Raw genomic sequence first — 24547 nt, forward strand, 5'->3', positions numbered from 1 at the left:
TCATGGGTACTGTTTCTCTTCGCTTTCTCGCGCGCGCCGGCAACATCGGCCGGGCACTTGCCTTCGTCGCGCTCGCATGCGCGGCGCTGCCGGCGGCCACGCCTGCTCACGCGGAGCGTCTGAAAGACCTCGTACAGATCCAGGGCGTGCGTGACAATCCGTTGATCGGCTACGGCCTCGTCGTCGGTCTGGACGGCACGGGCGACCAGACCACGCAAACGCCGTTCACGACGCAGACGCTTGCCAACATGCTGGCGAACCTCGGCATCTCGATCAACAACCAGGCGGCCGGTTCGAGCAACTCGCAATCTTCGCTGTCGAACATCCAGTTGAAGAACGTCGCCGCGGTCATGGTGACGGCGGTACTGCCGCCGTTCGCGCGTCCGGGCGAACAGATCGACATTACCGTGTCGTCGCTCGGCAATGCGAAGAGCCTGCGCGGCGGCACGCTGCTGCTCACGCCGCTAAAGGGCGCGGACGGCCAGGTGTACGCGCTCGGCCAGGGCAACCTCGCGGTGGGCGGCGCGGGTGCCAGCGCGAACGGCAGCAAGGTGCAGGTCAATACGCTGGCGGCGGGCCGCATTGCCGGCGGCGCAATCGTCGAACGTGCCGTGCCGACCTCAGTCTCGCAAGCCGGCACGATGCAGCTGGACCTGAACGAGATGGACTACGACACGACGCAGCGCGTGGTGGCGGCAGTCAACAACGCATTCGGCAGCGGCACGGCAACGGCGCTCGACGGCCGCACGATCCAGTTGCGTGCGCCGACCGATCCCGAGCAGCAGGTCGCGTTCATGGCGCAGTTGCAGAACCTCGACGTGAAGCCGGCCCAGGCCGCCGCGAAGGTGATTCTGAACGCGCGCACCGGCTCGATCGTGATGAACCAGATGGTCACGCTGCAAAACTGCGCGGTCGCGCACGGCAACCTCTCGGTGGTAATCAACACGCAGCCGGTAGTGAGCCAGCCGGGCCCGTTCTCGAACGGCCAGACGGTGGTGGCCAAGCAGTCGCAGATTCAGATGAAGCAGGACAACGGCGCACTGAAGATGGTGACGGCCGGCGCGAACCTCGCCGAAGTAGTGAAGGCGCTCAACGCCTTGGGGGCGACGCCCGCGGATCTCATGTCGATCCTGCAGGCGATGAAGGCGGCGGGCGCTCTGCGCGCCGACCTGGAAATCATCTAAGGAAGAGAAGAGATGAATTCGGATACGACCAATTCCGCCGCGGCGGCGAACGATCTGACCCAGCGCTTCGCGCTCGACGTGCAGGGTTTCGCGAAGCTGAGTGCGCAGGCGAAAGCGTCGCCGCAAGCCGGCATGAAGATGGCGGCGCAGCAGTTCGACGCAGTCTTCACGCAGATGATGTTAAAGAGCATGCGCGATGCGACGCCTCAGGACAGTCCGTTCGATTCGCACGACACCGCGACCTTCACGTCGATGATGGATCAGCAGTTGTCGCAGCAGCTGTCGCAAAAGGGCATTGGCGTCGCCGACGCGATGCTCAAGCAGTTGATGCGCAACCAGGGCATGCAGGTGAGCGGTGCTAACGGAGCGAGCGGCGCGGGCGGTCTCGTTGGCATGGCCAACGCGCTCGGCGGCGGTAGCGGCGGCGACGAAGGTCAGACCGCGGCGCTCAACGCGCTCGCCAAGGCTTACGGCAACGCGCAAGCCAACGGGCAACTGGCCATGGGCAAGGGTTACTCGGCCAACAGCGCGCTCACGCCGCCGTTAAAGGGCGACGGCAGCTCGCCGAAGGTCGACGCGTTCGTCGACAAGCTGGCAGCGCCTGCCCAGGCCGCCAGCGCCGCGACCGGCATTCCGGCGCGCTTCATTATCGGTCAGGCCGCACTGGAGTCGGGCTGGGGCAAGAGCGAGATCAAGAAAGCGGACGGCACCACCAGCCACAACGTGTTCGGCATCAAGGCGACCAAGGACTGGACCGGCAAGACGGTTTCCACGCTCACCACCGAATATGTGAACGGCAAGCCGCAACGCGTGGTCGAGAAGTTCCGCGCGTACGATTCGTATCAGGAAGCCATGACCGATTACGCGAGCCTGCTCAAGGGCAATCCGCGCTACGCACAAGTAATCAATTCGGCGCATGACGTAAAGGGTTTCGCCACGGGCATGCAGCGCGCCGGTTATGCGACGGACCCGCATTACGCGAAGAAACTGATGTCGATTATGAGCAAGATGGGTTGAAACACCGCAACCATGCACGCGACGGGGCCAGGTGCATGACAAGACGGACGAAGCCGGCTGCTGCAAGCGGCCGGCTTACCCGCGAAGCACATCTGCAGAAACCGCCGCGTTGAAAATGCGCCTTACGATTTACCCACGCGTGATCGGCACGTTGTCAGCACGTTATAGCCGCGTTATCCAGCTTTTAACGTTTGCGCGGTGCAATGCCAAATAATTCATTGGGCGCCCCTAAATTTTAGCGGGATACTGCCGCTAATCCGTTAGAGCCCATACCGGAAGCGTTTATCTCCGGTTGAATGCGCGTGCCACGGTCTGCATGGAAAAAAGACCGCGTGAAAGCCCCGGCAGGAGCTCTGGCACGTGCCCGCAAGAACATGCATACCGGCAAGCCCATGGAAACCAATCAGTCGAACGGCCAGACCGACTCGCAGATCCAGCCGCCCGTTTCGTCAGACGACAGCGCTCACGATTTCGGCCGGCGCAATCCGCTGGAGATCGGCGTGCAGTTGCGCAACCTCGTCAATCGGGGCGATTTCCTCACCGTTCAGTATCCGGGAGGGCAGCTCGTCACGCGTCTGCTCGACGTCGACGTGCGCGCACGCACTTTCACCTTCGACTGGGGTGCGTTATCCGAGCAGAACCGCGGCCTGCTGGCTGCCGCGGGCTGCCAGTTCCACGCGGCGCCCGAGGGCGTGCGCGTGGAGTTCGAGACAGGCACGCCGCGCGAAACGCGCTTCGAGGGACTGCCGGCGTTCGAAGCCGACTTTCCGCCCGTGCTGTTCTACGTGCAGCGCCGCGAGTATTTCCGCGTCGACGCACCGATTCTCGATCCCTACACGTGTAGCGGGCGTCTGCCGGACGGCGATTCGTTCCGCTTCGAAGTGCACGACCTGTCGCTTGGCGGCGTGGGCATGCGCACGTCCGACGAACGCGTGGCGGAACTGCCGATGGGCACGCGCCTGGACGATTGCGAACTGTCGCTTGGCCGGTTAGGCCGCCTGTCGCTCGATCTGCAGCTCGTGTCGCATCGCTCGCTCGCGCTGCCCAACGGCACCCAGCGTTATCAGCTCGGCTTCCGTTTCCTGACGCTGCCGGGCAGCGCGGAAAACACGCTGCAGCGCCTCATCACGCAACTGGAAATGAAGCGTCGTTCGCTGGTTCGCTAACGCACCGGCGCAGCGGGCGCAACCCACCGGCCGTGCGGCAGCGGACTGTCTTCGCATGCCCGCCGCGCCAGCCTCGCAAACGTTGAATCGAAGTTGTGCAAGCGTCGTGAATGGCCTCAATTTTCCGTCGCGAAAGCCGTTAAACAGTAAGTTCAAGTAACGCGGCGGCATGTGTACGGTGTCGCCCTTCAGGATGACGCATGTCCAATCTCATCAATCTTGGTCTCAGTGGACTGAACGCAGCCCAGTGGGGACTCACGACGACCGGCCAGAACATCAGCAACGCGTCGACGCCCGGCTATACGATCGAAACGCCCGTCTATGCCGAATCCGGCGGGCAGTACACCGGTTCGGGCTATCTGCCGCAAGGCGTCTCGACGGTCACCGTTACGCGTCAGTACAGCCAGTACCTGACGACGCAGCTCAATGACGCGCAGTCGTCGAGCAGCTCGCTCGCCACGTATAACTCGTTGATCTCGCAACTGAACAATCTGATCGGCAGCCCGACTGCGGGCATTGCCAGCGCGATCACGAGTTATTTCACGGGCATGCAGAACGTCTCGAACAATGCTTCGAGCCTCGCCACCCGCCAGACGGCGATGAGCGGCGCGCAAACGCTCGCGAACCAGATCAATGCCGCCGGCCAGCAATACGACGCGCTGCGCCAAAGCGTCAACACGCAGTTGAACAACACCGTTTCGCAGATCAACAGCTACACGCAGCAGATCGCGCAGCTGAACGGCCAGATCAACGCCGCCAGCACGCAAGGCCAGCCGCCGAACCAGTTGCTGGATCAGCGCGACCTCGCCGTGTCGAACCTGTCTCAACTGATCGGCGTGCAGGTCGTCAACAGCAACGGCGCGTACAGCGTGTTCATGAGCAACGGCCAGCCGCTCGTGTCGGGCGGCAACAGTTTCAACCTGGGCACCGCGCCTTCTACCGGCGATTCGAGCGAGCTCTCCGTGCAGTACCTCGGGCAGGCCGGTGCGAATCCTGCAGCGGCGCCGCAGGACTTGCCCGACAGCAAGATCGAGGGCGGCACGCTGGGCGGACTCGTCGCGTTCCGCAGCCAGACGCTCGATCCGGCAGAAGCGCAACTCGGCGCCATTGCCGTCAGCTTCGCCTCGCAGGTCAACGCGCAAAACGCGCTCGGCATTACGCTTGCGGGCGTGCAGGGCGGCGCACTGTTCTCGGTGGGCGGGCCCACGGTGTATGCGAACACCCAGAACACCGGCAATGCGTCGCTTAGCGTGTCGTTTGCCGACGCCACCCAGCCGACTACCGGCGACTACACGCTCGCGTACAACGGCAGCAGCTACACGCTGACCGACAATTCGACGGGCAAGGTAGTGGGCTCCGCAAGCAACCTGAGCCAGCCGATCAACGGCCTGAACTTCTCGACGACGGGCACCATGAACGCCGGCGACTCGTTCACGGTCGAGCCGACGCGTGGCGCGCTGAACAGCTTCGCGACCGCCACCACGGACGCCGCGGCGATTGCTGCCGCATCGCCGGTACTGGGCGCGGCCGCGTCGACCAACACGGGCACCGGCGCGATTTCGTCGGGCACGGTGACGGCCGGCTACACGATGCCCAGCTCGACCACCACGCTGACCTACAACGGCACCGGCCTGACCGGCTTTCCGGTCGGCTCCACGGTGACCGTGGCCGGTTCGCCCGCGACCACGTATCCGATTACGAGCGCGACGACCGTCGTGCCGTATTCGTCGAGCACCGGCGCGACCCTGACGATCAACAACACGACCGCCGGCCAGATGAACAACGTGTCGGTGACCATCAGCGGCGTGCCCGCTGCCGGCGACAAGTTCACCATCGGCCCGAACACCGGCGCGAACAACGACGGCCGCAACGCGCTTGCGCTGTCGAACCTGTCCACGGCCAATTCGATGAACGGCGGCACGGTCACGCTGACGGGCGCGTATGCGAACTACGTCAACGACGTCGGCAACCAGACCAATCAGATTCAGACCTCGAGCAAGGCGCAGGCTTCGCTGGTGACACAGATCACCACCGCGCAGCAGTCGGTCTCGGGCGTCAACATCAACGAAGAAGCAGCCAATCTGCTTCAGTATCAGCAGCTCTATCAGGCAAACAGCAAGGTGATTCAGACCGCGCAGACCCTGTTCCAGACGCTGCTTGGCATCTTCCAGTGAGGCGTTGAACATGCGCATCTCAAGCACGCAGTACTTCACCATGAACGTGGCGACGATGAGCGATCAGCAGGCTCAGTTGTCGCAGCTTTACGCGCAGATTTCGAGCGGCGTGAGCCTTTCCACGCCGTCGGACAATCCGCTCGGCGCGGCGCAGGCCGTGCAGTTGAGCTCCACCGCGACGAGCCTCGCCCAGTACACGAGCAACCAGAACACGGCACTCGCGTCGCTGCAGCTCGAGGACTCCACGCTTGGCAGCGTCAACAACGTGCTGCAAAGCATCCACACGCTAGTGCTGCGCGCCGGAGACGGCTCGCTGAACAACGGCGACCGCGGCTCCATTGCTACCGAACTGCAAAGCCTGCGCAGCCAGTTGATGACGCTCGCCAATGCGACCGATCCGCAGGGCAACTACCTGTTCGCGGGTTATCAAAGCAGTGCGCAGCCGTACAACACGAATTCGGCCGGCGTAGTCACGTATTCCGGCGACACGGGCACGCCCGCCGTGCAGATCACCAACTCGCACGTCGTACAGACCGGCGACAACGGCATTTCGATCTTCGGCAGCGTGGCGCCTATCGGCACGAGCGCGGTGCCGGCCGCAACCGCGGGTAACACGGGCACGGGCGTCATCAGCACGGTGAGCCTGAACAATCCGACCGACCCGACCAACGCGGACACGTACTCGATCAACTTCACGTCGTCGACGACCTACACCGTGAGCCAGACCGATCCGGCGACGGGCACGGTCACGACAAGCGGTCCGCAAGCATTCACCGCGGGCTCGGCGATCACGCTAGGCGGCCAGTCGGTGACCATCAGCGGCGCGCCGAACGCAGGCGACAGCTTCTCCGTGACGCCCGCCACGCAGGGCAGCATGGACGTGTTCGCGAACCTGAGCCAGTTGATCAGTACGCTGCAATCGCCGATCTCGGGCGGTGCTTCGACGGCCAGCTTCCAGAGCGCGCTCGTCACCAGCATGACGCAGCTCGAAAACACCATGAACAATGTCGTGACCGCGCAGGCGACAGTAGGCGGCCGCCAGCAGGAGATCAAGGCGTTGCAGACGGTCACCCAGACGAACACGCTGCAAACCGCGAACGACCTGTCGGACCTGACGCAAACCGACATAGTCAAGACCGTCGGCAAATACACGTTGGCGCAGAACGCACTGCAAGCGGCACAGCAGGCGTTCGTGAAGATTCAGAACCTGTCGTTGTTCCAGTACCTGAACTGATTGCACGAGCGGCTAGCCGCTCCATGAAGAAAGGGCGGAAACCGGTGTGAGCCGGTTCCGCCCTTTCTGTTTTTCCAGCGTACCGATCGTCGGGTGTTACGAGATGGGGCTCGGCAAAAAGCGGGCTTATCTGAAGCCCAGCGCAACGCGCCCCATCTGGTCGATGCCCACCGTGAACAGACGTGCGAAGAACGGAATCATGTTCGGGATCATCAGTTGCAGAAGCAACAGACCGATCAGCATGGTGAGCGGAAAGCCGATCTGGAACACGCCGATCTGCGGCGCCGCGCGGTTCAGAATGCCGAGCGCGAGGTTGGTGATGAGCAGCGCGGCGACCACGGGCAGGGACAGCAGCAGTCCGGCCGAGAAGATCGTGCTGCCGAAGCTGGCGAGCGTGCGCCAGCCAGGCGCGCCGAGAATATTCGCCGAAACGGGCAGCGAGCTGAACGACGCAAGCAGCGCGCTGATCATCTGCAAATGACCGTCGATCACGAGGAACACCAGCATCGCGATCGTGTACATGTAGCTCGACAACACCTGGCTCGAACTGCTCGCCTGTGCGTTGAAGAAGGTTGCGAAGCCGAGACCCATGCCGAGGCCGACGAAATCGCCCGTCGCGCTGATGGCCTGAAACACGATCTGCATGGTCATGCCGAGCGCCACGCCAATCAGGAACTGGTTGACGATGATCCACACGCCCTCGGCGGAGAACACCGTCACTTGCGGCAACGCGCCGAGCGTCGGCGCGACAATGATGGTCACGAAGGCCGCGAGGCCGATCTTCACGCGCAGCGGCAGCGAACGGTTGCCGAGCACAGGGGCGGTCGCCACCAGAGCCAGAATCCGCACGAACGGCCACAGAAACGCGGTGAGCCAGGCGTTCAGTTGCGCATACGTGACGGAAAACATGGCAGCGGCTCGGCTCGTTGGGAAAAGAAAAGCGCGGCGCTCAGTTGACGAGCGTCGGAATATTGGTGAGCGTCTGGCGCAGATAGTCGAGCATCGTGGTGAGCATCCACGGACCGGCGATCACCATGGTGACCGCGATTGCCAGCAGCTTCGGAATGAACGACAGCGTCGATTCGTTGATCTGCGTGGCAGCCTGAAAGAGGCTCACCACCAGACCGACTACCAGCGCGACGAGCAGAAGCGGCGCGGCGAGCAGCAGGCCCACATACATGGCCTGATGCGCGAGTGTCATGACGGATTCTGAATTCATGGCGATTCAACCAGAAGCGTGAACAACGTGAAGGACGTGAGCGGGAACGGCCGCGCGGGCGAGCGGTGAAACGCCGCCGCGCGTCGCGTTCAGACAAAACTTTGCGCGAGCGAGCCGAGCAGCAACTGCCAGCCGTCGACGAGCACGAACAGCATCAGCTTGAACGGCAGCGAGATCGTTGCGGGCGAAACCATCATCATGCCCATCGACATCAGCACGCTCGCCACCACCATGTCGATGATGAGAAACGGAATGAAGATCGTAAAGCCGATCTGAAAGCCCGTCTTCAACTCGCTCGTGACGAACGACGGCACCAGCAGCGACAGCGGCACGTCTTCCGGACCCTGCATCGGCGCGGCATGCGAGATGCGTGCGAAGAGTGCCAGATCGCTTTCGCGCGTCTGGCGCAGCATGAACGTCTTGAAGGGCGCGAGGCCGCGGCTCACCGCCGTTTCCATCGGCACCGTGCCTTCGGAGAAGGGCTTGTAGCCGTCCGTGTACGCCTTGTCGAGCACCGGCGACATCACGAACAGCGTGAGAAAGAGCGCAAGGCCGACCAGCACCTGATTAGGCGGCGTGGTCGTCGTGCCGAGCGCCTGGCGCAGCAGCGACAACACGATGATGATGCGCGTGAAGCTCGTCATCATCAGCACCATGGCCGGCAGGAACGACAGCATCGTGAGCAGCAGCATCGTCTGCACGCTCAGCGAATACGTGGTGCCGCCGTTCGGGCCCGGGCTCGTGTTGAAGGCCGGCAAACCGGCAGTTTGTGCGAAAGAGAGCGTCGGCAGCGCGAGCATCAGCGCGGGCAATGCAACCGAGGCGACGGGCGCGGCGCGGCGCAAACCGCGCAAGACTGCAGAGACGGCCCGCGAGCGGCGGGTGGAGTGCGCGTCATGCGCCGAGTGAAGACTGAACTGCATTACCGAACCCCGTTGCCTTGCCCGTTGAAACGTTTGCTCACTTCGCCTTTCAAGGCATCGCGAAAGCGCTGGCCAAAGCTGCCGGACAATGCGCTGCCGCTGGTGCCGCTGGTGCCGCTGCTGCCGCCGAAGTTGCCTGCGCCCGGCGAGCCGCCTTGCGCCTGGCCCACCGTTTCGATGGCGACGGAGCCGGCCGGCATCGAATGAAGCAGACGCACGTTGCCGGGCGCCGCACCGAGTACGAGCCACGTATCGCCGATTTCGACGACCGCGACGCGCTCCTTGCCGCCGAGCGACGCACCGCCGACCGTTTTCACGAGCCCGCTGCGGCTGCCCGGCTGCAAGCCGAAGCGGCGAGCGAGCCACGCGCAGCCGAACACCAGACCGATCACGACGACGAGCCCGACGACGGTCTGCAACACCGCGCCGATACCCAGCGCGGGGACTGCGCTGCCGGCCCCGACGTTCGAGGCCATCTTCGCTGCGTTGTTGACGGCGTTCATGTCGGCCGCGTGAGCGCCGAGCGGTGCGCTGAGCGCGTAGCACAGCGCCGTCGCGGACAGCACCGCGCTCATCGCGCGGGAACGGGCGTGACGCGACGCTGCGAACACGGCGCGGCTAACTGCGGGTTTCATCGATTCAACTTCCGGATACGTTCGGACGGCGTGATGATGTCCGTGAGGCGAATACCGAACTTGTCGTTCACCACCACGACTTCGCCTTGAGCAATCAGGCAGCCGTTGACGAGCACGTCCATCGGCTCGCCGGCCATGCCGTCCAGCTCCACCACCGAACCTTGCGCGAGTTGCAGCAGGTTGCGGATCGCGAGCTTGGTGCGGCCCAACTCGACGGTCATCTGGACCGGAATGTCCAGAATCATGTCGATGTCGTTGCGCGTCGTGGTCGGCGCGACTTTCGACAGCGGCTGGAACACGCCAGCCGTGCTCGCGCTGATCTCGCTGCTGTTGTCGTTCTGCTCGGCGAGCGCGCTTGCCCAGTCGGCGAGCGCCGCTTCGTCGTCGGCGCTCGCCGCGTCGGCGGCAACCTGCGCCGTGGCGGAGCTCAGCTCTTCCTCGGGCTTTGCGTTCAGATCACTCATATCCACCTTCCTTCATCGTGTCGGCTGCGCTGATCATCCTCTGCACGCGCAACGCGTATTGACCATTGAAAATTCCGTAGCCGCATTCCATTACCGGCACACCGTCGACTTTCGCGGTGATCTGCTCGGGAATGTTGATCGGCAGAACATCGCCCTTGCGCATGTTCAGGATCTGTTCGAACGTGATCGGCACCTGCGCGAGGTCGGCCGTCAGTTCGACTTCCGCCGACTGCACCTGCTGCGACAGCACGCGGACCCAGCGGCGGTCGACTTCGAGCGCCTCGCCCTGGATCGGCGACGACAGGATGTCGCGAATCGGTTCGATCATTGAGTACGGCATGCAGATGTGCAGCGTGCCGCCCGTCGTGCCGAATTCGATCGAGAACTGCGTGACGATGACAATTTCGTTCGGCGTCGCGACGTTCGCGAATTGCGTGTGCATTTCCGAGCGCATGTATTCGAACTGCAGCGGGCGCACGCTCTTCCACGAGGCCGCGTAGTGCTCGAACACAAGGTTCAGCAGCTTGCTGATGATGCGCTGCTCGGTCTGCGTGAACTCGCGGCCTTCGACGCGCGTATGAAACCGCCCGTCGCCGCCGAACAGGTTGTCGACGACGAAGAACACCAGGTTAGGATCGAACACGAACAGCGACGTGCCGCGCAACGGCTTGACATGGACCAGATTCAGATTGGTCGGAATCGGCAGGTTGCGGGTGAACTCGCTGTACTTCTGCACCTTCACCGGACCAACGGAGATTTCCGCCGAACGCCGCATGAAGTTGAAGATGCCCACGCGCAACAGGCGCGCGAAGCGGTCGTTGATGATTTCGAGGCCGGGCATCCGGCCGCGGACGATGCGCTCCTGCGTCGCGATGTTGTAGGGACGTACGCCTACACGCTCGCTTTGCTCGGCTTCGGAGTCGGACTCGCCGGTTACGCCCTTGAGGAGGGCATCGACCTCCTCCTGGGACATGAACTCTTCGTGGCCCATTTCTATTCCTCGTGCATACCGTGGCGGTGAATGAGGGCAGTGCGCAACCGCGTCACTGCACGACGAATTCGGTGAACAGCACGTCCTGGACGTGGATCGGCGCGGCGCCCTTGTCGGTCGGCTGCTCGATCAGCGTGCGCAGCTCGGTGGCGAGTGCACGCTTGCCGTCCAGCGGCGCGAGTTCATCGGGATGATGGTTCGACAGCGCGAGCAGGATGCGGCTGCGGATCTCCGGCATGTGTTCGGTGAGTTCCTGCTGCGTTTTCGGATCGGTGAGCTTGAGCGTGAGGCCGATGCGCAGGAAGTGCTGCTGGCCGTCGTCCGATTGCAGGTTGACCGTCATCGAGTCGAGCGGGAAGAACGTGGGCGCCGGAGCGGGGGCGGGCGTTGCCGCCGCCGTGGCGGCCGGGGCGCGCTTCGACATGAAGAACCACACGCCTGCGCCCGCGGCGCCGGCGGCGACGATAGCGATGAGGGCGATCAGGATGATGCGCTTCATGGGGCCCGGCGTTGCGGGCGCGGCTTGCTGATTTGCGGGAGTGGTAGCCATGAGGTTTGCTGTGCTTGCCGTTAGTGCTGGTGATAGTGATTGTTGTTGATTTGCCTGCGGCGCGATGGGTCGAACAGAAGGGTTAATGCGGGCTATCTCTGGTTTTTGGGCCTGCCGGCGGTGCTTGTGGTTTTTGTTCTTTTCTGGATTGGCTTTTGGGTGAGCCCTTGGCCTTTCCTTGAATTCACGGTGGTCTATTGGCGTTGCCCCTGTGCGGGGCGGCACCTACTTTCTTTGCCGCCGCAAAGAAAGTAGGCAAAGAAAGCGGCTCAAACCGCCAGCTCATAAGTGGGTCCCCCGGCTCGCAGATGGCAGTGGTGCATCTGGAATCCGCGCCCTCGCACATTCCGCCCTGGTGACAAGGCCGTCATACTTCCCGCCTCGCACTACGTGCTCGCCGGAAGGGCCGGGCCTAAAACCGGGAGCTCGGTATGGCGGGAACAGCAAAGACCCGGCGCGCGAAGCATGCGACGGTTGGGGAACGACCGCTGCGGCGCGCGCAGCGTCGCCGGAAGAATGACTGCCTTGTCACCAGGGCGGAATGTGCGAGAAGGCAGATTCCAGATGCACCACTACCCCTTCCAGTCCGAGGGGCCCACTTACGAGCTGGCGGTGTGAGCCGCTTTCTTTGCCTACTTTCTTTGCGGCGGCAAAGAAAGTAGGTGCCGCCCCGCACAGGGGCAACGCCAATAGACCGCCGTGACCTCAAGGAAAGGCCAAGGGGGTCAACGCCCAAAAGCCCCATCCAGAAAAGAACAAGACTAGGCGAACGTATCGACGAGCCCCACAGTCCGCCGCGCAGCGGCACCGTCAGAACCGGCAACCACGCCAGCAGCACCAGCCCCAAACCGGTCGCCACCGCCCGCTGAGCGGCCACCATTGCTCCCGGAATCGGCATTCTGCTGCTGCCCGCTCTGGCGTGCGAACCCGTCGCTGACGCTCGTGCTGCCGAGCCCGATACCGTTGGCTTCCATCGCCTCGCGCAATTTCGGCAAAGCCGCCTCGACGGCCTCCCGCACCTGCTGATGCTGCGACACGAACAACGCATGCGCATGGTTGTCGGCCACCTGCAACACCACCTGCAGCGGCCCGAGATCCTTCGGGTTCAACGTGAGCTCGGCGCTCTGCGAATGCGCATTCGACAGGAACACCACCTTCTGGCTCAACGCCTCCTCCCAGTCGGGCGTGCCGACCTGCGGGCCCAACGCATTCGCCGCTTCGGCCGCGCTCGCGTTGCCCGTGGTCTGCACCGCGGCAGTCGTGCTCGCCGCGCTTGCGGCCGCGCTTGCCGCCGCCTGGCTCGCGGCGAGCGCCGCCGTGGCCGCGTCAGTTGCGCTTCTGAACGACGCCAGATCCGTCGGCAACGCGCCCGCCGTATCTGCCGACGTCAGCGCGCCCGCCGCAGCCGCCGAAGCCGCCGCGTTGGGATCGGCAACGGTCGTCGCCGCCGCCGTCAGGGCGCCGCGCGCCGCGGCCGAACCCTTGCCGCCGGCCGACAATCCGCCTTCGAGCGTCTTGCTGGTCGTGTCGTTCAGCGCAGCATTCGCGCTCGCCAGACCGTTCGCGGCTGCGACCGCTGCCGCGCCGCTCGCCAGTGCCTGCGACGGCACCACCGCCTGGCCGTTCGCGAGTGCAGCCAGCGCCGCCTGCAAAGAGTCCTGCAGCGAGCGTGGATCGGTCGGCGTTTTCTTGCCCGGCAGGCCGGGAGAAGTGGCATCCGTAGCTGCGCCGGTTGCGGTCGGGTCCGTATTCGCCGCGGCGGCGAGATTCACGCCGGCCGGATCGGCGGCCGCATTTGCGTCGGCCTGAGCCTGGGCTTGCGCCTGGGCCTGCGCGGCGGCGGCTGCGGCCGCGCTGCCGGCGTCGTTGGCACTCGCCGCATTGGCGGGCTTCGCGGGCGCGGCGTCGGCCTTGTCCGTCGATGCCTGTTGCGGCTTTTCCGCCGGGGCGGGGGGCGACGCCGCGTCTGCCGCATTGGTGTCGTCGCTGTGGCTCTTCGCGTCGTCGGCGCTCTGCGTCGCGGAATCGTCCGGCGGCGGCGCGTCATGCACGCTGGAGCCCTGCGACACATCCGCGGACGGCCGGCTTGCGCCGGCGTTCACGTCGGCCGACGCGCTCGCAGCGTTATTTGCCGCGGCACTGGCAGCGGTACTCGCAGCCGCGGAATTTTGCAGGTCGATGCTTTGCTGCAGCGTCCGCGAAAACGGCTTGGCACTGGCAGCGGCAAGCGCCGCCGCGTTGCTGGAATTGCTCGAGTTGCTGGCGGAGCTGCTGCCGCTCGTGCCGAGCAGGGAGCCGATCTGTGAGAGAAACGACATAGGTGTCCTGTCAATCCGTCAAAGGGTACGGTGTCGAGTCAGTAATCAGTGAGTGAAGGGCGGCACGGGCGTCAGGCGCCTTCCGCGCGCATCCTCAGAATTCTTGCGGCGTGTTCGTCGGCGTCGCGCTGATCGCGCCGCGCGACGGTCTTCGCTTCGGCCGCTTCGCCGCGCGCCTGCAGCACTTCATATGAGCCGAGCTTCTGCTTCTGACGCTGCCAGTCCGGCTTGGCCGCCTCCAGCCGGGCGGTCGCCGCGGCGAGCAGCTTGCGCTGCTGTTCGATGGCGGCGTCGAGCGTGTCGATGAACGCCTGGAAATTGCGCATGTTGCCGGCGGGCATGCCCGTCTGGGCGGTCGCCGTGAAACGCGCGTGGTATTCGTCGCGGTACTGGATGAGGGAATTCAGCTGCGCCTCGACTTCGTTGCGCTCGCGCTGCGCGCGGCCAAGACGTTGCGCGGCGGCGTCGACATCGTCCTGCGCGAGACCAATCAGCGTCTTGATCGGAAAGTGTTTTGCCATCGTCAGCCTCCCTGGGCAAACAGCGCGTCCAGCATCTCGATACTCGGTTCAAAATTCGCGCATTCGCGAAAGCCTTGCTGCAGGAAGGCTTCCATCCGCGGATACAGCGCGATGGCGCGGTCGAGCAGCGCGTCGCGCCCGCTGGAGTAAGCGCCCACGTTGATCAGATCGCGGTTACGCTGGTAGCGCGACAGCATCTGCTTGAACATACGCGTTTTGTCCAGATGGTTATCGTCGATCAGCGCGGTCATTGCCCGGCTAATCGACGCTTCGATGTCGATCGCCGGATAGTGGCCGGCTTCCGCGAGCGAGCGCGACAGCACGATGTGGCCGTCGAGAATCGCGCGCGCCGAGTCGGCGATGGGGTCCTGCTGGTCGTCGCCTTCGGTCAGCACCGTATAGAACGCAGTGATCGAGCCGCCGCCCGCCGGGCCGTTGCCGGTGCGCTCGACGAGCGCGGGCAGCTTGGCGAACACCGAGGGCGGATAGCCCTTGGTCGCGGGTGGCTCGCCCACGGCAAGCGCGATCTCGCGCTGCGCCATCGCGTAACGGGTGAGCGAATCCATCAGCAGCAGCACGTGCTTGCCCTGGTCGCGGAAGTATTCGGCGAGCGAGGTCGAGTAGGCGGCTGCCTGCATTCGCAGAAGCGGCGAAACGTCGGCAGGAGCCGCGATCACGACGGAGCGCGCGAGACCTTCCTCGCCGAGAATCTGTTCGATGAACTCCTTCACTTCGCGGCCGCGTTCGCCGATCAGACCGATCACGATCACTTCGGCGCTGGTGTAACGCGCCATCGTGCCGAGCAGCACCGATTTACCCACGCCCGAGCCGGCGAAGAGGCCCATGCGCTGCCCGCGTCCGACCGTCAGCAGCGCGTTGATCGCGCGCACGCCGACGTCGAGCACCTTGTGGATCGGCTCGCGGTTCAGCGGATTGATGACCGGTGCGGAAAGCGGCGCATCGGCATGCGCGCCGAGCGGGCCGAGACCGTCGAGCGGCCGGCCGGACGCGTCGAGCACGCGGCCGAGCAGTTCCCAGCCGACCGGCAGGCGCTTCGCGCCCGCCATCGGGTCGGCGATGGGCGCGCTCTCGAGCGGAAAGACCCGCGCGCCGGGTAAAAGGCCGATCACTTCGGTGGTCGGCATCAGGAACAGTCTGTCGCCGGAAAAGCCGACAACTTCGGCTTCGGCCATCGGCAAGGAGCTGCCGGGCGGCAGCTCGATCATCACTTCGGCGCCGACCGAAAGGCGCAGCCCGACCGCTTCGAGCACGAGACCCGCGGCGCGCGTCAGGCGTCCGCACGCGCGCATCGGCTTGGCGATTGCGTTGCGCGCGCGCAGGGCGTCGAGCTGGCCGCGCCAGGCCTGCACGTGCGGATTGCTGTCAAGCTTCGGATCGTAGGGCGCGGCCGCCGGTGCGCGGGACGCGGCGCGCGCGGCGCCCGGCGTGCCGGCGCCGGTTTGGGCTGCGGGTGCCGACTCGCGGCTTGCGGCCGCGCCGGTCAGCGGGTGAGCGTGGCTCCCCGCTGGCACGTGCGTCAGGTCGGTCAAGTCCGTCAGGTCCGGCACGCTCGCCGCGTCCGCCGGGTCAGTGGCCGAGGCGGCCGAGGCCGCCGGTGCGTCGGCGAACAGCGTATCCGCGGGCGCCTGCGCGCCGAACGATGCCAGCGCCAGCTCGCGTTCGAGCGGCGTCAGGTCGCTTGCGCGGATTTCCTCGAGGGTCGGCTTCACCATGTACTCACTTTGCCGAGCGCCGCGGCAACGCGTTCCCAGCGTGTCTCGATGCCTGCATCCACTTCGCCGCTGCCGGCCTGTGCGCGGCAGCCGCCGCGCTCAACTGCCGGATCGGTGCGCACGGTCCAGCCGCGCGTTTGCAGTTCTTCCATCAGATAGGCTTCGACCACCGGCAGATCGGCGGGGCTCACGATCAGCGCAGGCGCGCCCGTGAGCGCGGGCTCGGCGGCCAGCACCTCGCGCGCGGCGGCGATCAGCGCCGTCGGGTCATGCTGCACGTGCTGGCGCACCACCTGTTGCGCGATGTCGAGCGCGAGCGCGACGAGCATCTCCGAAATGGCGCCTTGCGCGCCGTCGAGCGCGACCTTGAAGGTTTCGGCGAGTGCGGCGAGCCGTGCGGCCTCCTCGCGCGCTTCGCTTCTACCCTGCTCGAAGCCTTGCGCATGACCTTGCTCGTAGCCCGCCTGATAGCCGAGCGCCTGACCGGCCACATGGCCGGAGGCGATGCCCTGCGCGTGCGCGGCTTCGCGCAGGCGTTCGAGTTCGGCGGCGAGCGCGGCTTCGTCGGCCTCCGAGTTCGGCGGCGCGGGGGGCACCGGATCGAACGAGGCCATCTCCCAGCGCTGGTAGGCCGAGAGGCTTTCCTTCGCCGCGGAGTTCCGATTAGACATATGCATCTTCCGCCTTGCCGCCAATCACGATCTGGCCGCTTTCCGCCAGATTGCGCACGATCTGCAGGATGCGGCGCTGCTGCGTCTCCACTTCGGAAACGCGCACCGGGCCGCGCGCGTCGAGGTCTTCGGCGAGCAGTTCTGCCGCGCGCTGCGACATGTTGGAGAGGAACTTCTGACGCAGCGCGGGCGCGGCGCCCTTCAGCGAGATGATCAGCGCCTCGGATTCCACTTCCTTCAGCAGCAGCTGGATCGCGCGGTCTTCCAGGTCGAGCAGGTTCTCGAACACGAACATCTGATCGACGATCTTCTGCGCGAGCTCCGCGTCGTACTGGCGGACGTTCTCGATAACGCCTTCCTCGTGATTGCTCGACATGAAGTTGAGAATTTCCGCCGCCGTGCGAATACCGCCCATCGGGCTGCGCTTGAGGTTGTCGCTGCCGGACAGCAGGTGCGTGAGCACGTCGTCGAGTTCGCGCAGCGCCGCCGGCTGAATGCCGTCGAGCGTGGCGATGCGCAACAGCACGTCGTTACGCAGGCGGTCCGTGAAGCACGAGACGATTTCCGACGCCTGATCGCGGTCCAGGTGCACGAGAATCGTCGCGATGATCTGCGGATGCTCGTTCTTGATCAGTTCCGCGACGGCCGGCGAGTCCATCCACTTCAGGCCCTCGATACCGCTCGTATCGCTGCCCTGCAGGATCCGGTCGATGATCGCGCCGGCCTTGTCGTCGCCGAGCGCCTTGGTCAGCACGGAACGGATGTACTCGTTGGAGTCGAGCGACATGCCGGTGTGCTTTTCCGCCTCACGCACGAACTCGTGCAGCACCGCGTCGATCTCCTCCCGGGTCACGGCCTTCATCGCGGCCATCGCGACGCCGATCTTCTGGACTTCGCGCGGTCCAAGGAACTTGAACACCTGCGCAGCTTCTTCCTCGCCGATCGACATCAGCAGAAGCGCGCTCTTCATTACGCCTTCAGCGCTCATCGGTCACCCAATTCTTGACGACAGTTGCAACGATCTTCGGATCCTGGCGCGCGATGCTGCGCGCGAACTCCAGGTTCCGCTCATATTTGTGTTTCGCGTTTTCGAGCGCGAGCAGTTCGGCGTCGCCCGTGTCGATTTCGACGCTGCCGTTGGCGGCGCGCTCCGCGGCCGGAATGCCGTCCAGCAGGATCGGCTCGTCCGGCGAGGGCAGCGCGGCTGCCACGACCGGCTCCGGCGGCGGGAACGCGCGGCGCAGCGCCGGCTTCACCATCACGAAGTAGAGGAACAGGGCCACCGCGCCGATGCCGAGATACGTCGCGATCTGCTTGTAGAGCGCCAGCATGTCCGGCGTGCGCCACCACGGCAGGTCCGCGTTCGGGTCGAGCTCGGCGGTGAACGGGCTGTTGACCACGTTGACCGAGTCGCCGCGCTGCGCGTCGAAGCCCATCGCGTCCTTCACGAGCTGGTTGACCTGCGCGAGCTTGTCGGCGCTGACCGGCTGCATGGTGGCGCGGCCCTTGCCGTCGACCACGCGCAGATAGTTGACCACCACCGCCACGGACAGGCGCTTGATGCCGCCCATCGGCTGCTCGAGGTGACGCACGGTCTTGTCGAGCTCGTAGTTGGTCGTCATGTCCTTGCGGTCGCTGACCGGCGTGGTGGTGACGCTGCTGCTCGCGCCGTTCGGCGCATTGATCGGCGCCGAGGCCGGCTGCGGCGGCTGGTTCGACAGCGCGCCCGGCACGCCGGAGGCGCCGCCTTGCGACATTTCGGTTGCCGTGCTGGATTGCTGGCTGCGAATGGCCGCCTGTTGCGGGTTGCCGTTCGGGCCGTAGGCTTCCGAGGTCTGCTCGCTGCGCGAGAAGTCGATGTCGGCGCTCACCTGCGAATGCGCGTTGCCGGCGCCGAACAGCGGCGCGAGGATCGCGTCGATGCGCTGCTGGGTGTTGCGCTCGATCTGCTGACGGTACTTCAGTTGCGACGCGTCGAGCCCGCCGCCCACCGACGGCTGCGTGAGCAGATTGCCGTCCTGGTCGAGAATGGTCACGCCCTTGACCGGCATTTCCGGCACCGCCGACGACACCATGTGAGTGATCGCGAGCACCTGGCCTTCGTCGAGCGCGCGGCCCGGGTACAGGTTGACGAGCACCGACGCCGACGGCGCTTCCTTGTCGCGCACGAACACGGAGGGCTTCGGAATCGCCAGATGCACGCGCGCCGACTTCACCGAAGAAATGGACTGGATCGTGCGTTCCAGCTCGCCTTCGAGCGCGCGCTGATAGTTGATCTGCTCGGCAAACTGGCTGATGCCGAACTTCTGGTTGTCCATCAGTTCGAAGCCAACCGAGCCGCTTTTCGGCAGACCGAGCGATGCAAGGCGCAGCCGCATCTCATGGACCTGCTCGGCAGGCACCAGAATCGCACCGCCGGCATCGGAGAACTTGTACGGAATGTTCGCCTGCTGCAGCGCCGTGATGATGGCGCCGCCGTCGCGGTCCGACAGGTTGCTGTAGAGCACCTTGTAGTCCGGCGCGCGCGACCACAGGAACAGGCCCGCCACCACGGCGACTAGAACCGCCACCGCGAAGATCAGCGGGGCGCGCGGGTTGCCGCGCATCTGCGCGAGGCCCGACAGGCGCTGGCCAAAATTGCCGCCGAGGCCGCCACCAAGGCCGCCCAGGTCTGCGTTGCCGCCGGGCTGGCCGGCGCCTGCCGCGGCCGCGCCGGGCTGCGCGCCGGCGAGGCCCATGCGGGCGTCGGGGTTAATCAAAGAGTTGGCTGACGAATCCATGCGTCGGGTTTCTCCGGGATGCCTTTGCGTTCTGCCGCGCTACCGCGCCGACGGCCGGCGGGAGTACGGACAGATACTTTCACGACTGAAATTATCCGCACGGCAGGCGCGCCCGATTGCTTGAATAGAGCCGGGTTTCCCCCCTAGTTTCGGGGCTTTCGCCGTAAGGCCGCTGCTATGCTTTCGTCCAGATCGGTACGGTTTGGTCGTGCCGCTCGTCATTACTGGAGAGAACATGACTTTGCCCGTGAACGCGATTTCGTCGGCGCTGCAACAGTTGCATTCGATGGCGGCCCAGGCGGCCGGCGGCAGCACCGCGGCGAGCGGCGCCCCGGCCGCAGGGGAGTCCGGCGCAGCCACGGCCGGCGGCTTTGCGTCGGCGCTCAAGGCTTCGCTAGACAAGATCAGCGGCGACCAGACGAAGGCGATCGGCGAATCGCAAGCCTTCGAACTGGGCGCCTCGAACGTGTCGCTGAACGACGTGATGGTCGACATGCAGAAGGCCAACGTGGGCTTCCAGTTCGGCCTGCAGGTGCGCAACAAGCTGGTCTCGGCCTACAACGACATCATGCAGATGCAGGTCTGAACCCGACTGCGGTCCACGGCGGCAAGAATTTCCGCCCGCTGTGGCCGCAAACGCCCGTCCGCACGCGCATGCGCGCCGCGAGGCGTGCTCGCGCGGCTTGAGCCCTTAATCCTCCTTACACCGGCCTAAAGCTTTTTCGCTGCGTATCCGATAACCAGATACAGGCATGAATCCGGGTTGCGGCGACGCATCCGGGTGGGCTGCCACGACCAACCGTAGTTGCAATTGAGGAGGAGCGCCGATGTTTTCCCCAGGACACTCTGGAGCCAATGCGTACGCACGCGTGGGCGTCGAGACAGGGGTGATGGGCGCGAGTCCGCATCGTCTGATCGTGATGCTGTATCAGGGGGCCCGGCAAGCCATCGCGCAAGCGCGCATGCACGTGCAGCAGGGCAATGTATCCGGTCGTGGAGAGGCGATCGGCAAGGCAATTCAGATCGTCGAAAGCGGGCTGCAACAGTCGCTCAACCTGGAGGTTGGCGGCGAGATTGCGCAGCGGCTGAACGCGCTATATAGCTATATGTCGCGCCGGCTGCTGGAAGCCAATATAAAAGCGAGTGAGGCAATGCTGGTCGAGGTCGACGGTCTTCTGGCGACGCTTGAAGAAGCATGGATCGGGATTGCCCCGGAGATCGCGCGGATGGCGGCCCAGCCGGCCGCGGAAAGCATGAGATGACATCGAACGCAGAATATTTTGCCCGCTACGAGGCCATCGCAGCGCTGTCGTGCCGCATGCTGACGGCAGCCCGACGTGCGTTGTGGAACGACCTGGTTCACCTGCAGGAAGAATACCGGCAACTGGTGGACGCGCTGAAAGAGGCGGAGACGGGCGTCAAGCTCGACGAGACGGAGCGCCTGCGCAAGTACGCGCTGATCCGGCAGATCCTCGCCGACGACGCCGCGATCCGCGATCTGGCCAATCCGAGCCTTGCCAAGCTGTCGGCCTTGTTCGGCGGGCGGCCGTCGCGAGTGCTCAAGGAGCTGTACGGGGCGCGCTGAGGGTAGCCGCGAGGCAGTCCCACGGCGTCCAACTGAACGAATTTGAGCGCGCTGCCGCCAATGTGACCAAGGAATCGGCATGAACGGAATCGACACGGCTCTCGCATCGCTGCTTGCGACCCGCATCGACAGCCTGCTGAACATTGGCCCTGGCAGCGCCGCTACCACCCAGACCGGCGCGGCGGACGTCGCGGAGGCGCCGATCCCCGGTGCTCCCGTCGCGCCACCCGCACCGCCCCAGCCTTCCGCGCAGACGGCGCTGTCCGCCGTCGCGCTCACGCTGAACGCGATCGTGCGCTCGGGCGGCGAGGCGACGCCCGCGATTGTCGGCCAGACGCCGATCTGGCCTGCCGCGCCCGCGCTCGACGTCGAAGTCGGCGCATCGCCGCTGTTCGGCGCGCCGGCGACTTCCAGCACCACTCCGAACTCCGCCGCTTCGGCTGCCACAGCGAATGTCGCGGCGGCTCAGGTGCCCGTCGCGGCGCTCGCGGCTGCGCTTTCGCAGACGGTCAGCGACAGCGGTCTCTTCTACGAAGCGCATCTTTCGCAATGGCTGAGCGGCCAGCGCGCACCGGAAACGCTCGCCGGCGAGGCGCAGAACAAGCTCGTCGCGGCAGCCGCGCAATTGCCGCTGAACCTGGGCGGCACCGCTGGTGAGGCGTCGTCTGCTTCCGCCGCCGCAAGGCCCGGTATGGGCGCGGCGCAGAACGGTCCGGCCGGCGCTGGTACGGGAAACCCGAATGCCGCCAACGCTGCCAATGCTGCCAACGCGAATGCCGGTATGAGCGCCGCGCGCGCGATGCCGTTCATCGACACCGCGCACGCCGCGCGTTTTGTCGCAGGTGAGGTGCTGGCGAGCTCGCTATCCGACCTGAACGGTCAGCCCACTCACGCGGGTCTGCACAACGCGGCCTCGGCAGCCGCCGACGGCGGCACGGCGCAGACGGCGCAAGCCGCAGCGGTTCATCCGGCCACGGTGCCGCTCGTGCGCCAGCAGCTCGACCTGCTGGCAACGGGGCAGTTTCGCTGGACCGGCGAAGCCTGGCCCGGCGCGAAGCTCGACTGGACGATCGAACAGGAAGGCGACGAGTGGGACCGCGGCGGTGGTGGTGCGGCGAGCGAAGAAGATCAGCCGTGGCGCACGCGGCTCACGCTCTCGTTGCCGACGCTTGGCACCGTCGACGCCGAATTGACCCTGACCGGCATGCGCCTCGTCGCGCGCGTGCAGGCGAGCCCCGAGGGCGCGGCGCGTCTTGCGGTGCAGGGCGAGAGCTTCCGTCAGCGGCTCGCGGCCGCGGGCATCCAGTTGCATGGTTTGACGATTCGCGAAATTGGCGGCGGCGCGCCTGCCACCGGCGCGGCCGCGGGAGCCGCGACGGCTCAGGCGGCGGCGTCGGCGTATGCACGTTCGGCTTCGGCGGGCGCGAGTGCCGCAGCTGCTGCGTCGACGGCTGCCGGTGCGGCCTCGGCAAGGAATGCGCGCGCCCCGCTCGACGATTTCGACTGGGATATGTGATGAGCCGCAAACATCGCCGCAGCGCGGCTGCGCTCGTCTACGACGCCCAAGGCGGCGACGCCGCTCCACGCGTGATCGCCAAGGGTTACGGGATGCTGGCCGAGATGATCGTGCAGCGCGCGAAGGAAGCCGGCCTGTACGTGCATGAAGCGCCGGAAATGGTCTCGCTGCTGATGCAGGTGGACCTCGACGCGCGCATTCCGCCGCAGCTCTACCAGGCGGTCGCGGAATTGCTGGCCTGGCTGCATCGGCTGGAAAGCGGAGCGGAGCACGAGCCGCCGCACGCCGCGCCGGGCGGCGCGAAGGGCCGCGCCGACGATGTCACCGACGTCATCGCGGTCGACGTGGAGGGAGAAGCGGGCGGGCGCTGAGCGGGCGACGCGAGGCACGCCGGCCCCACCTTCCCGCACCGCAGCTCACCGCTCAGAACCGCATCATCAGCTTGAGCAGCGCGTCGACGCGCCTGCCGTACGGCGGCGCAATCCATCCGCGCGCGTTCAGACGCGCCTGCGTGAGCACCGGCTTCATCTTCGAGAACGTCACGAAGCCTTCGTAGCCGTGATACGCACCCATGCCGCTCGCGCCCACTCCGCCGAACGGCAGGCTTTCGCACGCGAGGTGCATCAGCGTTTCGTTGATTGCCATGCCGCCCGCGACGGTTTCATGCGTGGCGCGCTCGATGGTCGCGGCGTCGTCCGCATACAGGTAAAGCGCGAGCGGGCGCGGCCGCGCGTTGATGAACGCAATGGCTTCGTCGAGCGTGTCGTAGGCAACGATGGGCAGCAGCGGGCCGAAGATCTCTTCCTGCATCAGCGCACATTCGCCAGGAGCATGCGTCACGACGACAGGCGGAAAGCGCCGGCTGGCGGCGTCGGGCGCGCAGTCGGTCAACGGGTGCAGTTGCGCGCCCGCGGCTGCGGCTTCGTCTGCGAGACGCTCGAGCCGCTCGAAGTGCCGCGGGGAAATGATCGACGTGTAGTCCGGGTTCTGCGCGAAGCCGGGATACATCTTCGCCATTCGGACCCGCGCCCGGTCGATGAAAGCCTGCTCCTTGCCGCGCGGCACGAGCACATAGTCGGGCGCGACGCAGGTCTGCCCGGCGTTGAGCGTTTTCCCGGCGATGAGGTTGTCCACGGCATTCTCGAAACGCGCGTGCGCGCCGATGATGGCGGGCGATTTGCCGCCAAGTTCGAGGGTTACCGGCGTCAGGTTGGCGGCGGCCGCACGCATCACTTCATGGCCGATTTTCGTCGAGCCCGTAAACAACAGATGATCGAAGGGCTGCGCGCTGAACGCGGCGGCCAGCGCGGCGTCGCCGTTCACCACCGCGACGTGGTCGCGAGCGAAGGTCTCGCTAATCAGCTTCTCGAACAACGCGGAGGTGCGCGGCGTCAGTTCCGACATCTTGATAATGGCGCGGTTGCCGGCAGTGAGCGCGCTGATGAGCGGCCCGGCGGCGAGCAGCACCGGATAGTTCCACGGCACGATAATGCCCACCACGCCGAGCGGCTGCGGCACCACCTTCGCGCGCGCCGGCAGGAGCCACTTGTTGGTGCTGCGGCGCTGCGCTTTCATCCACCGTTTGCCGTGCCGCAGCGCTGCGTCGATTTCCTCCTTCACCAGCAGGAATTCGGCGAGCAGCACTTCCTGCCTCGCACGATTGCCGAAGTCGGCGTTCATCGCGTCGGCGAGGGCGTCGCGACTGTCGAGCAGCACTTTGCGCAGGGCTCTCAGGTGCGCTGCGCGCGTTTCCCACGACGGATACGGCGCGCGCCGATATGCATGGCGCTGCTCGCGAAGCAGCGCTTCGAGCGCGGCGACTTCCGGCAGATCTTTCTTCATTGTTCATCACTCCCTGATGAAAGA

The 24547-nt window shown here is 65.6% G+C and carries 24 protein-coding genes; 10 read left to right on the forward strand and 14 right to left on the reverse strand.

The genetic code is table 11. From position 1 onward, the window contains the following. Positions 1 to 2 precede the first annotated feature (2 nt). From JNB89_RS21720 to flgL, 5 genes are all read left to right on the forward strand, one after another. The gene (locus JNB89_RS21720; RefSeq protein WP_013340837.1) at positions 3 to 1184 is read left to right on the forward strand and encodes a flagellar basal body P-ring protein FlgI; all 1182 of its coding nucleotides are present in this window, start codon (positions 3 to 5) and stop codon (positions 1182 to 1184) included. A gap of 12 nt (positions 1185 to 1196) precedes the next feature. Next, on the forward strand, positions 1197 to 2201 hold the full coding sequence (gene flgJ, locus JNB89_RS21725) for a flagellar assembly peptidoglycan hydrolase FlgJ (protein WP_220363550.1): 1005 nt from the start codon (positions 1197 to 1199) through the stop codon (positions 2199 to 2201). Between the two features lie 392 nt (positions 2202 to 2593). Continuing rightward, positions 2594 to 3367 (forward strand): flagellar brake protein, encoded by a 774-nt coding sequence (locus JNB89_RS21730; protein ID WP_220363551.1) that lies wholly within the window; start codon positions 2594 to 2596, stop codon positions 3365 to 3367. Between the two features lie 200 nt (positions 3368 to 3567). Further along, positions 3568 to 5541, forward strand: a complete 1974-nt coding sequence (gene flgK, locus JNB89_RS21735; RefSeq protein WP_220363552.1) for a flagellar hook-associated protein FlgK — start codon at positions 3568 to 3570, stop codon at positions 5539 to 5541. 10 nt (positions 5542 to 5551) lie between these two features. Continuing rightward, entirely contained in the window at positions 5552 to 6775 is a 1224-nt protein-coding gene (gene flgL / locus JNB89_RS21740; protein WP_013340833.1) for a flagellar hook-associated protein FlgL, read from the forward strand. A gap of 126 nt (positions 6776 to 6901) precedes the next feature. Here the strand turns inward: flgL and fliR are convergent, their stop codons facing one another. The 13 genes from fliR to fliF form a co-directional block, all read right to left on the reverse strand. Next, positions 6902 to 7684, reverse strand: a complete 783-nt coding sequence (fliR, locus tag JNB89_RS21745) for a flagellar biosynthetic protein FliR (protein WP_220363553.1) — start codon at positions 7682 to 7684, stop codon at positions 6902 to 6904. Positions 7685 to 7724: 40 nt separating this feature from the next. After that, positions 7725 to 7994, reverse strand: a complete 270-nt coding sequence (gene fliQ / locus JNB89_RS21750; RefSeq protein ID WP_013340831.1) for a flagellar biosynthesis protein FliQ — start codon at positions 7992 to 7994, stop codon at positions 7725 to 7727. 89 nt (positions 7995 to 8083) lie between these two features. Continuing rightward, entirely contained in the window at positions 8084 to 8917 is an 834-nt protein-coding gene (gene fliP, locus JNB89_RS21755; RefSeq protein ID WP_220363554.1) for a flagellar type III secretion system pore protein FliP, read from the reverse strand. Further along, on the reverse strand, positions 8917 to 9552 hold the full coding sequence (gene fliO, locus JNB89_RS21760; RefSeq protein ID WP_220363555.1) for a flagellar biosynthetic protein FliO: 636 nt from the start codon (positions 9550 to 9552) through the stop codon (positions 8917 to 8919). Before fliO ends, fliP begins: the two co-directional genes overlap by 1 nt. After that, positions 9549 to 10016 carry a flagellar motor switch protein FliN gene (fliN, locus tag JNB89_RS21765; protein ID WP_013340828.1) on the reverse strand — a complete coding sequence of 156 codons (468 nt, stop codon included), beginning with the start codon at positions 10014 to 10016 and terminating at the stop codon, positions 9549 to 9551. The genes fliO and fliN overlap by 4 nt, the downstream gene beginning before the upstream one ends. Then, positions 10009 to 11007 carry a flagellar motor switch protein FliM gene (fliM, locus tag JNB89_RS21770; RefSeq protein ID WP_013340827.1) on the reverse strand — a complete coding sequence of 333 codons (999 nt, stop codon included), beginning with the start codon at positions 11005 to 11007 and terminating at the stop codon, positions 10009 to 10011. Before fliM ends, fliN begins: the two co-directional genes overlap by 8 nt. Before the next feature lie 52 nt (positions 11008 to 11059). Continuing rightward, a complete protein-coding gene (gene fliL / locus JNB89_RS21775) occupies positions 11060 to 11557 on the reverse strand; it encodes a flagellar basal body-associated protein FliL (protein ID WP_013340826.1) in 498 nt (165 codons plus the stop codon). 761 nt (positions 11558 to 12318) lie between these two features. Then, entirely contained in the window at positions 12319 to 13875 is a 1557-nt protein-coding gene (locus JNB89_RS21780; RefSeq protein WP_220363556.1) for a flagellar hook-length control protein FliK, read from the reverse strand. A gap of 71 nt (positions 13876 to 13946) precedes the next feature. Then, positions 13947 to 14396: a flagellar export protein FliJ gene (gene fliJ, locus JNB89_RS21785; protein WP_013340824.1), complete on the reverse strand. Its 450-nt coding sequence runs from the start codon at positions 14394 to 14396 to the stop codon at positions 13947 to 13949. 2 nt (positions 14397 to 14398) lie between these two features. Next, complete coding sequence (gene fliI / locus JNB89_RS21790) at positions 14399 to 16129, reverse strand: flagellar protein export ATPase FliI (RefSeq protein ID WP_013340823.1); 1731 nt, start codon at positions 16127 to 16129, stop codon at positions 14399 to 14401. Beyond that, positions 16123 to 16806, reverse strand: coding sequence for a flagellar assembly protein FliH (gene fliH, locus JNB89_RS21795; protein ID WP_220363557.1), 684 nt, complete (start codon positions 16804 to 16806; stop codon positions 16123 to 16125). Before fliH ends, fliI begins: the two co-directional genes overlap by 7 nt. Continuing rightward, positions 16793 to 17788, reverse strand: a complete 996-nt coding sequence (gene fliG / locus JNB89_RS21800; protein ID WP_013340821.1) for a flagellar motor switch protein FliG — start codon at positions 17786 to 17788, stop codon at positions 16793 to 16795. Before fliG ends, fliH begins: the two co-directional genes overlap by 14 nt. Then, the gene (gene fliF / locus JNB89_RS21805; RefSeq protein WP_220363558.1) at positions 17778 to 19580 is read right to left on the reverse strand and encodes a flagellar basal-body MS-ring/collar protein FliF; all 1803 of its coding nucleotides are present in this window, start codon (positions 19578 to 19580) and stop codon (positions 17778 to 17780) included. Before fliF ends, fliG begins: the two co-directional genes overlap by 11 nt. 235 nt (positions 19581 to 19815) lie before the next feature. Between fliF and fliE the strand changes: the two genes are divergently transcribed. The 5 genes from fliE (at position 19816) to JNB89_RS21830 (ending at position 23052) form a co-directional block, all read left to right on the forward strand. Further along, positions 19816 to 20166: a flagellar hook-basal body complex protein FliE gene (gene fliE, locus JNB89_RS21810; RefSeq protein WP_013340819.1), complete on the forward strand. Its 351-nt coding sequence runs from the start codon at positions 19816 to 19818 to the stop codon at positions 20164 to 20166. A 241-nt stretch (positions 20167 to 20407) separates the two neighbouring features. After that, the gene (gene fliS / locus JNB89_RS21815; protein WP_013340818.1) at positions 20408 to 20842 is read left to right on the forward strand and encodes a flagellar export chaperone FliS; all 435 of its coding nucleotides are present in this window, start codon (positions 20408 to 20410) and stop codon (positions 20840 to 20842) included. Then, a complete protein-coding gene (locus JNB89_RS21820) occupies positions 20839 to 21165 on the forward strand; it encodes a flagellar protein FliT (protein WP_013340817.1) in 327 nt (108 codons plus the stop codon). The genes fliS and JNB89_RS21820 overlap by 4 nt, the downstream gene beginning before the upstream one ends. Before the next feature lie 79 nt (positions 21166 to 21244). Continuing rightward, complete coding sequence (locus tag JNB89_RS21825) at positions 21245 to 22681, forward strand: flagellar hook-length control protein FliK (protein WP_220363559.1); 1437 nt, start codon at positions 21245 to 21247, stop codon at positions 22679 to 22681. Further along, a complete protein-coding gene (locus JNB89_RS21830) occupies positions 22681 to 23052 on the forward strand; it encodes an EscU/YscU/HrcU family type III secretion system export apparatus switch protein (protein ID WP_220363560.1) in 372 nt (123 codons plus the stop codon). The genes JNB89_RS21825 and JNB89_RS21830 overlap by 1 nt, the downstream gene beginning before the upstream one ends. A gap of 52 nt (positions 23053 to 23104) precedes the next feature. Here JNB89_RS21830 and JNB89_RS21835 read toward each other — a convergent pair whose 3' ends face one another. Further along, complete coding sequence (locus JNB89_RS21835; RefSeq protein ID WP_220363561.1) at positions 23105 to 24523, reverse strand: coniferyl aldehyde dehydrogenase; 1419 nt, start codon at positions 24521 to 24523, stop codon at positions 23105 to 23107. Positions 24524 to 24547 lie beyond the last annotated feature (24 nt).

It is taken from the genome of Paraburkholderia phenoliruptrix, from assembly GCF_019511605.1.
Lineage (GTDB): Bacteria > Pseudomonadota > Gammaproteobacteria > Burkholderiales > Burkholderiaceae > Paraburkholderia > Paraburkholderia phenoliruptrix_A.

Coding starts and splice junctions, on each gene's coding strand:
- JNB89_RS21720 (WP_013340837.1), top strand. CDS start 3: ATGGGTACTGTTTCTCTTCGCTTTCTCGCGCGCGCCGGCAACATCGGC.
- flgJ (WP_220363550.1), top strand. CDS start 1,197: ATGAATTCGGATACGACCAATTCCGCCGCGGCGGCGAACGATCTGACC.
- JNB89_RS21730 (WP_220363551.1), top strand. CDS start 2,594: ATGGAAACCAATCAGTCGAACGGCCAGACCGACTCGCAGATCCAGCCG.
- flgK (WP_220363552.1), top strand. CDS start 3,568: ATGTCCAATCTCATCAATCTTGGTCTCAGTGGACTGAACGCAGCCCAG.
- flgL (WP_013340833.1), top strand. CDS start 5,552: ATGCGCATCTCAAGCACGCAGTACTTCACCATGAACGTGGCGACGATG.
- fliR (WP_220363553.1), bottom strand. CDS start 7,684: ATGTTTTCCGTCACGTATGCGCAACTGAACGCCTGGCTCACCGCGTTT.
- fliQ (WP_013340831.1), bottom strand. CDS start 7,994: ATGAATTCAGAATCCGTCATGACACTCGCGCATCAGGCCATGTATGTG.
- fliP (WP_220363554.1), bottom strand. CDS start 8,917: ATGCAGTTCAGTCTTCACTCGGCGCATGACGCGCACTCCACCCGCCGC.
- fliO (WP_220363555.1), bottom strand. CDS start 9,552: ATGAAACCCGCAGTTAGCCGCGCCGTGTTCGCAGCGTCGCGTCACGCC.
- fliN (WP_013340828.1), bottom strand. CDS start 10,016: ATGAGTGATCTGAACGCAAAGCCCGAGGAAGAGCTGAGCTCCGCCACG.
- fliM (WP_013340827.1), bottom strand. CDS start 11,007: ATGGGCCACGAAGAGTTCATGTCCCAGGAGGAGGTCGATGCCCTCCTC.
- fliL (WP_013340826.1), bottom strand. CDS start 11,557: ATGGCTACCACTCCCGCAAATCAGCAAGCCGCGCCCGCAACGCCGGGC.
- JNB89_RS21780 (WP_220363556.1), bottom strand. CDS start 13,875: ATGTCGTTTCTCTCACAGATCGGCTCCCTGCTCGGCACGAGCGGCAGC.
- fliJ (WP_013340824.1), bottom strand. CDS start 14,396: ATGGCAAAACACTTTCCGATCAAGACGCTGATTGGTCTCGCGCAGGAC.
- fliI (WP_013340823.1), bottom strand. CDS start 16,129: ATGGTGAAGCCGACCCTCGAGGAAATCCGCGCAAGCGACCTGACGCCG.
- fliH (WP_220363557.1), bottom strand. CDS start 16,806: ATGCATATGTCTAATCGGAACTCCGCGGCGAAGGAAAGCCTCTCGGCC.
- fliG (WP_013340821.1), bottom strand. CDS start 17,788: ATGAGCGCTGAAGGCGTAATGAAGAGCGCGCTTCTGCTGATGTCGATC.
- fliF (WP_220363558.1), bottom strand. CDS start 19,580: ATGGATTCGTCAGCCAACTCTTTGATTAACCCCGACGCCCGCATGGGC.
- fliE (WP_013340819.1), top strand. CDS start 19,816: ATGACTTTGCCCGTGAACGCGATTTCGTCGGCGCTGCAACAGTTGCAT.
- fliS (WP_013340818.1), top strand. CDS start 20,408: ATGTTTTCCCCAGGACACTCTGGAGCCAATGCGTACGCACGCGTGGGC.
- JNB89_RS21820 (WP_013340817.1), top strand. CDS start 20,839: ATGACATCGAACGCAGAATATTTTGCCCGCTACGAGGCCATCGCAGCG.
- JNB89_RS21825 (WP_220363559.1), top strand. CDS start 21,245: ATGAACGGAATCGACACGGCTCTCGCATCGCTGCTTGCGACCCGCATC.
- JNB89_RS21830 (WP_220363560.1), top strand. CDS start 22,681: ATGAGCCGCAAACATCGCCGCAGCGCGGCTGCGCTCGTCTACGACGCC.
- JNB89_RS21835 (WP_220363561.1), bottom strand. CDS start 24,523: ATGAAGAAAGATCTGCCGGAAGTCGCCGCGCTCGAAGCGCTGCTTCGC.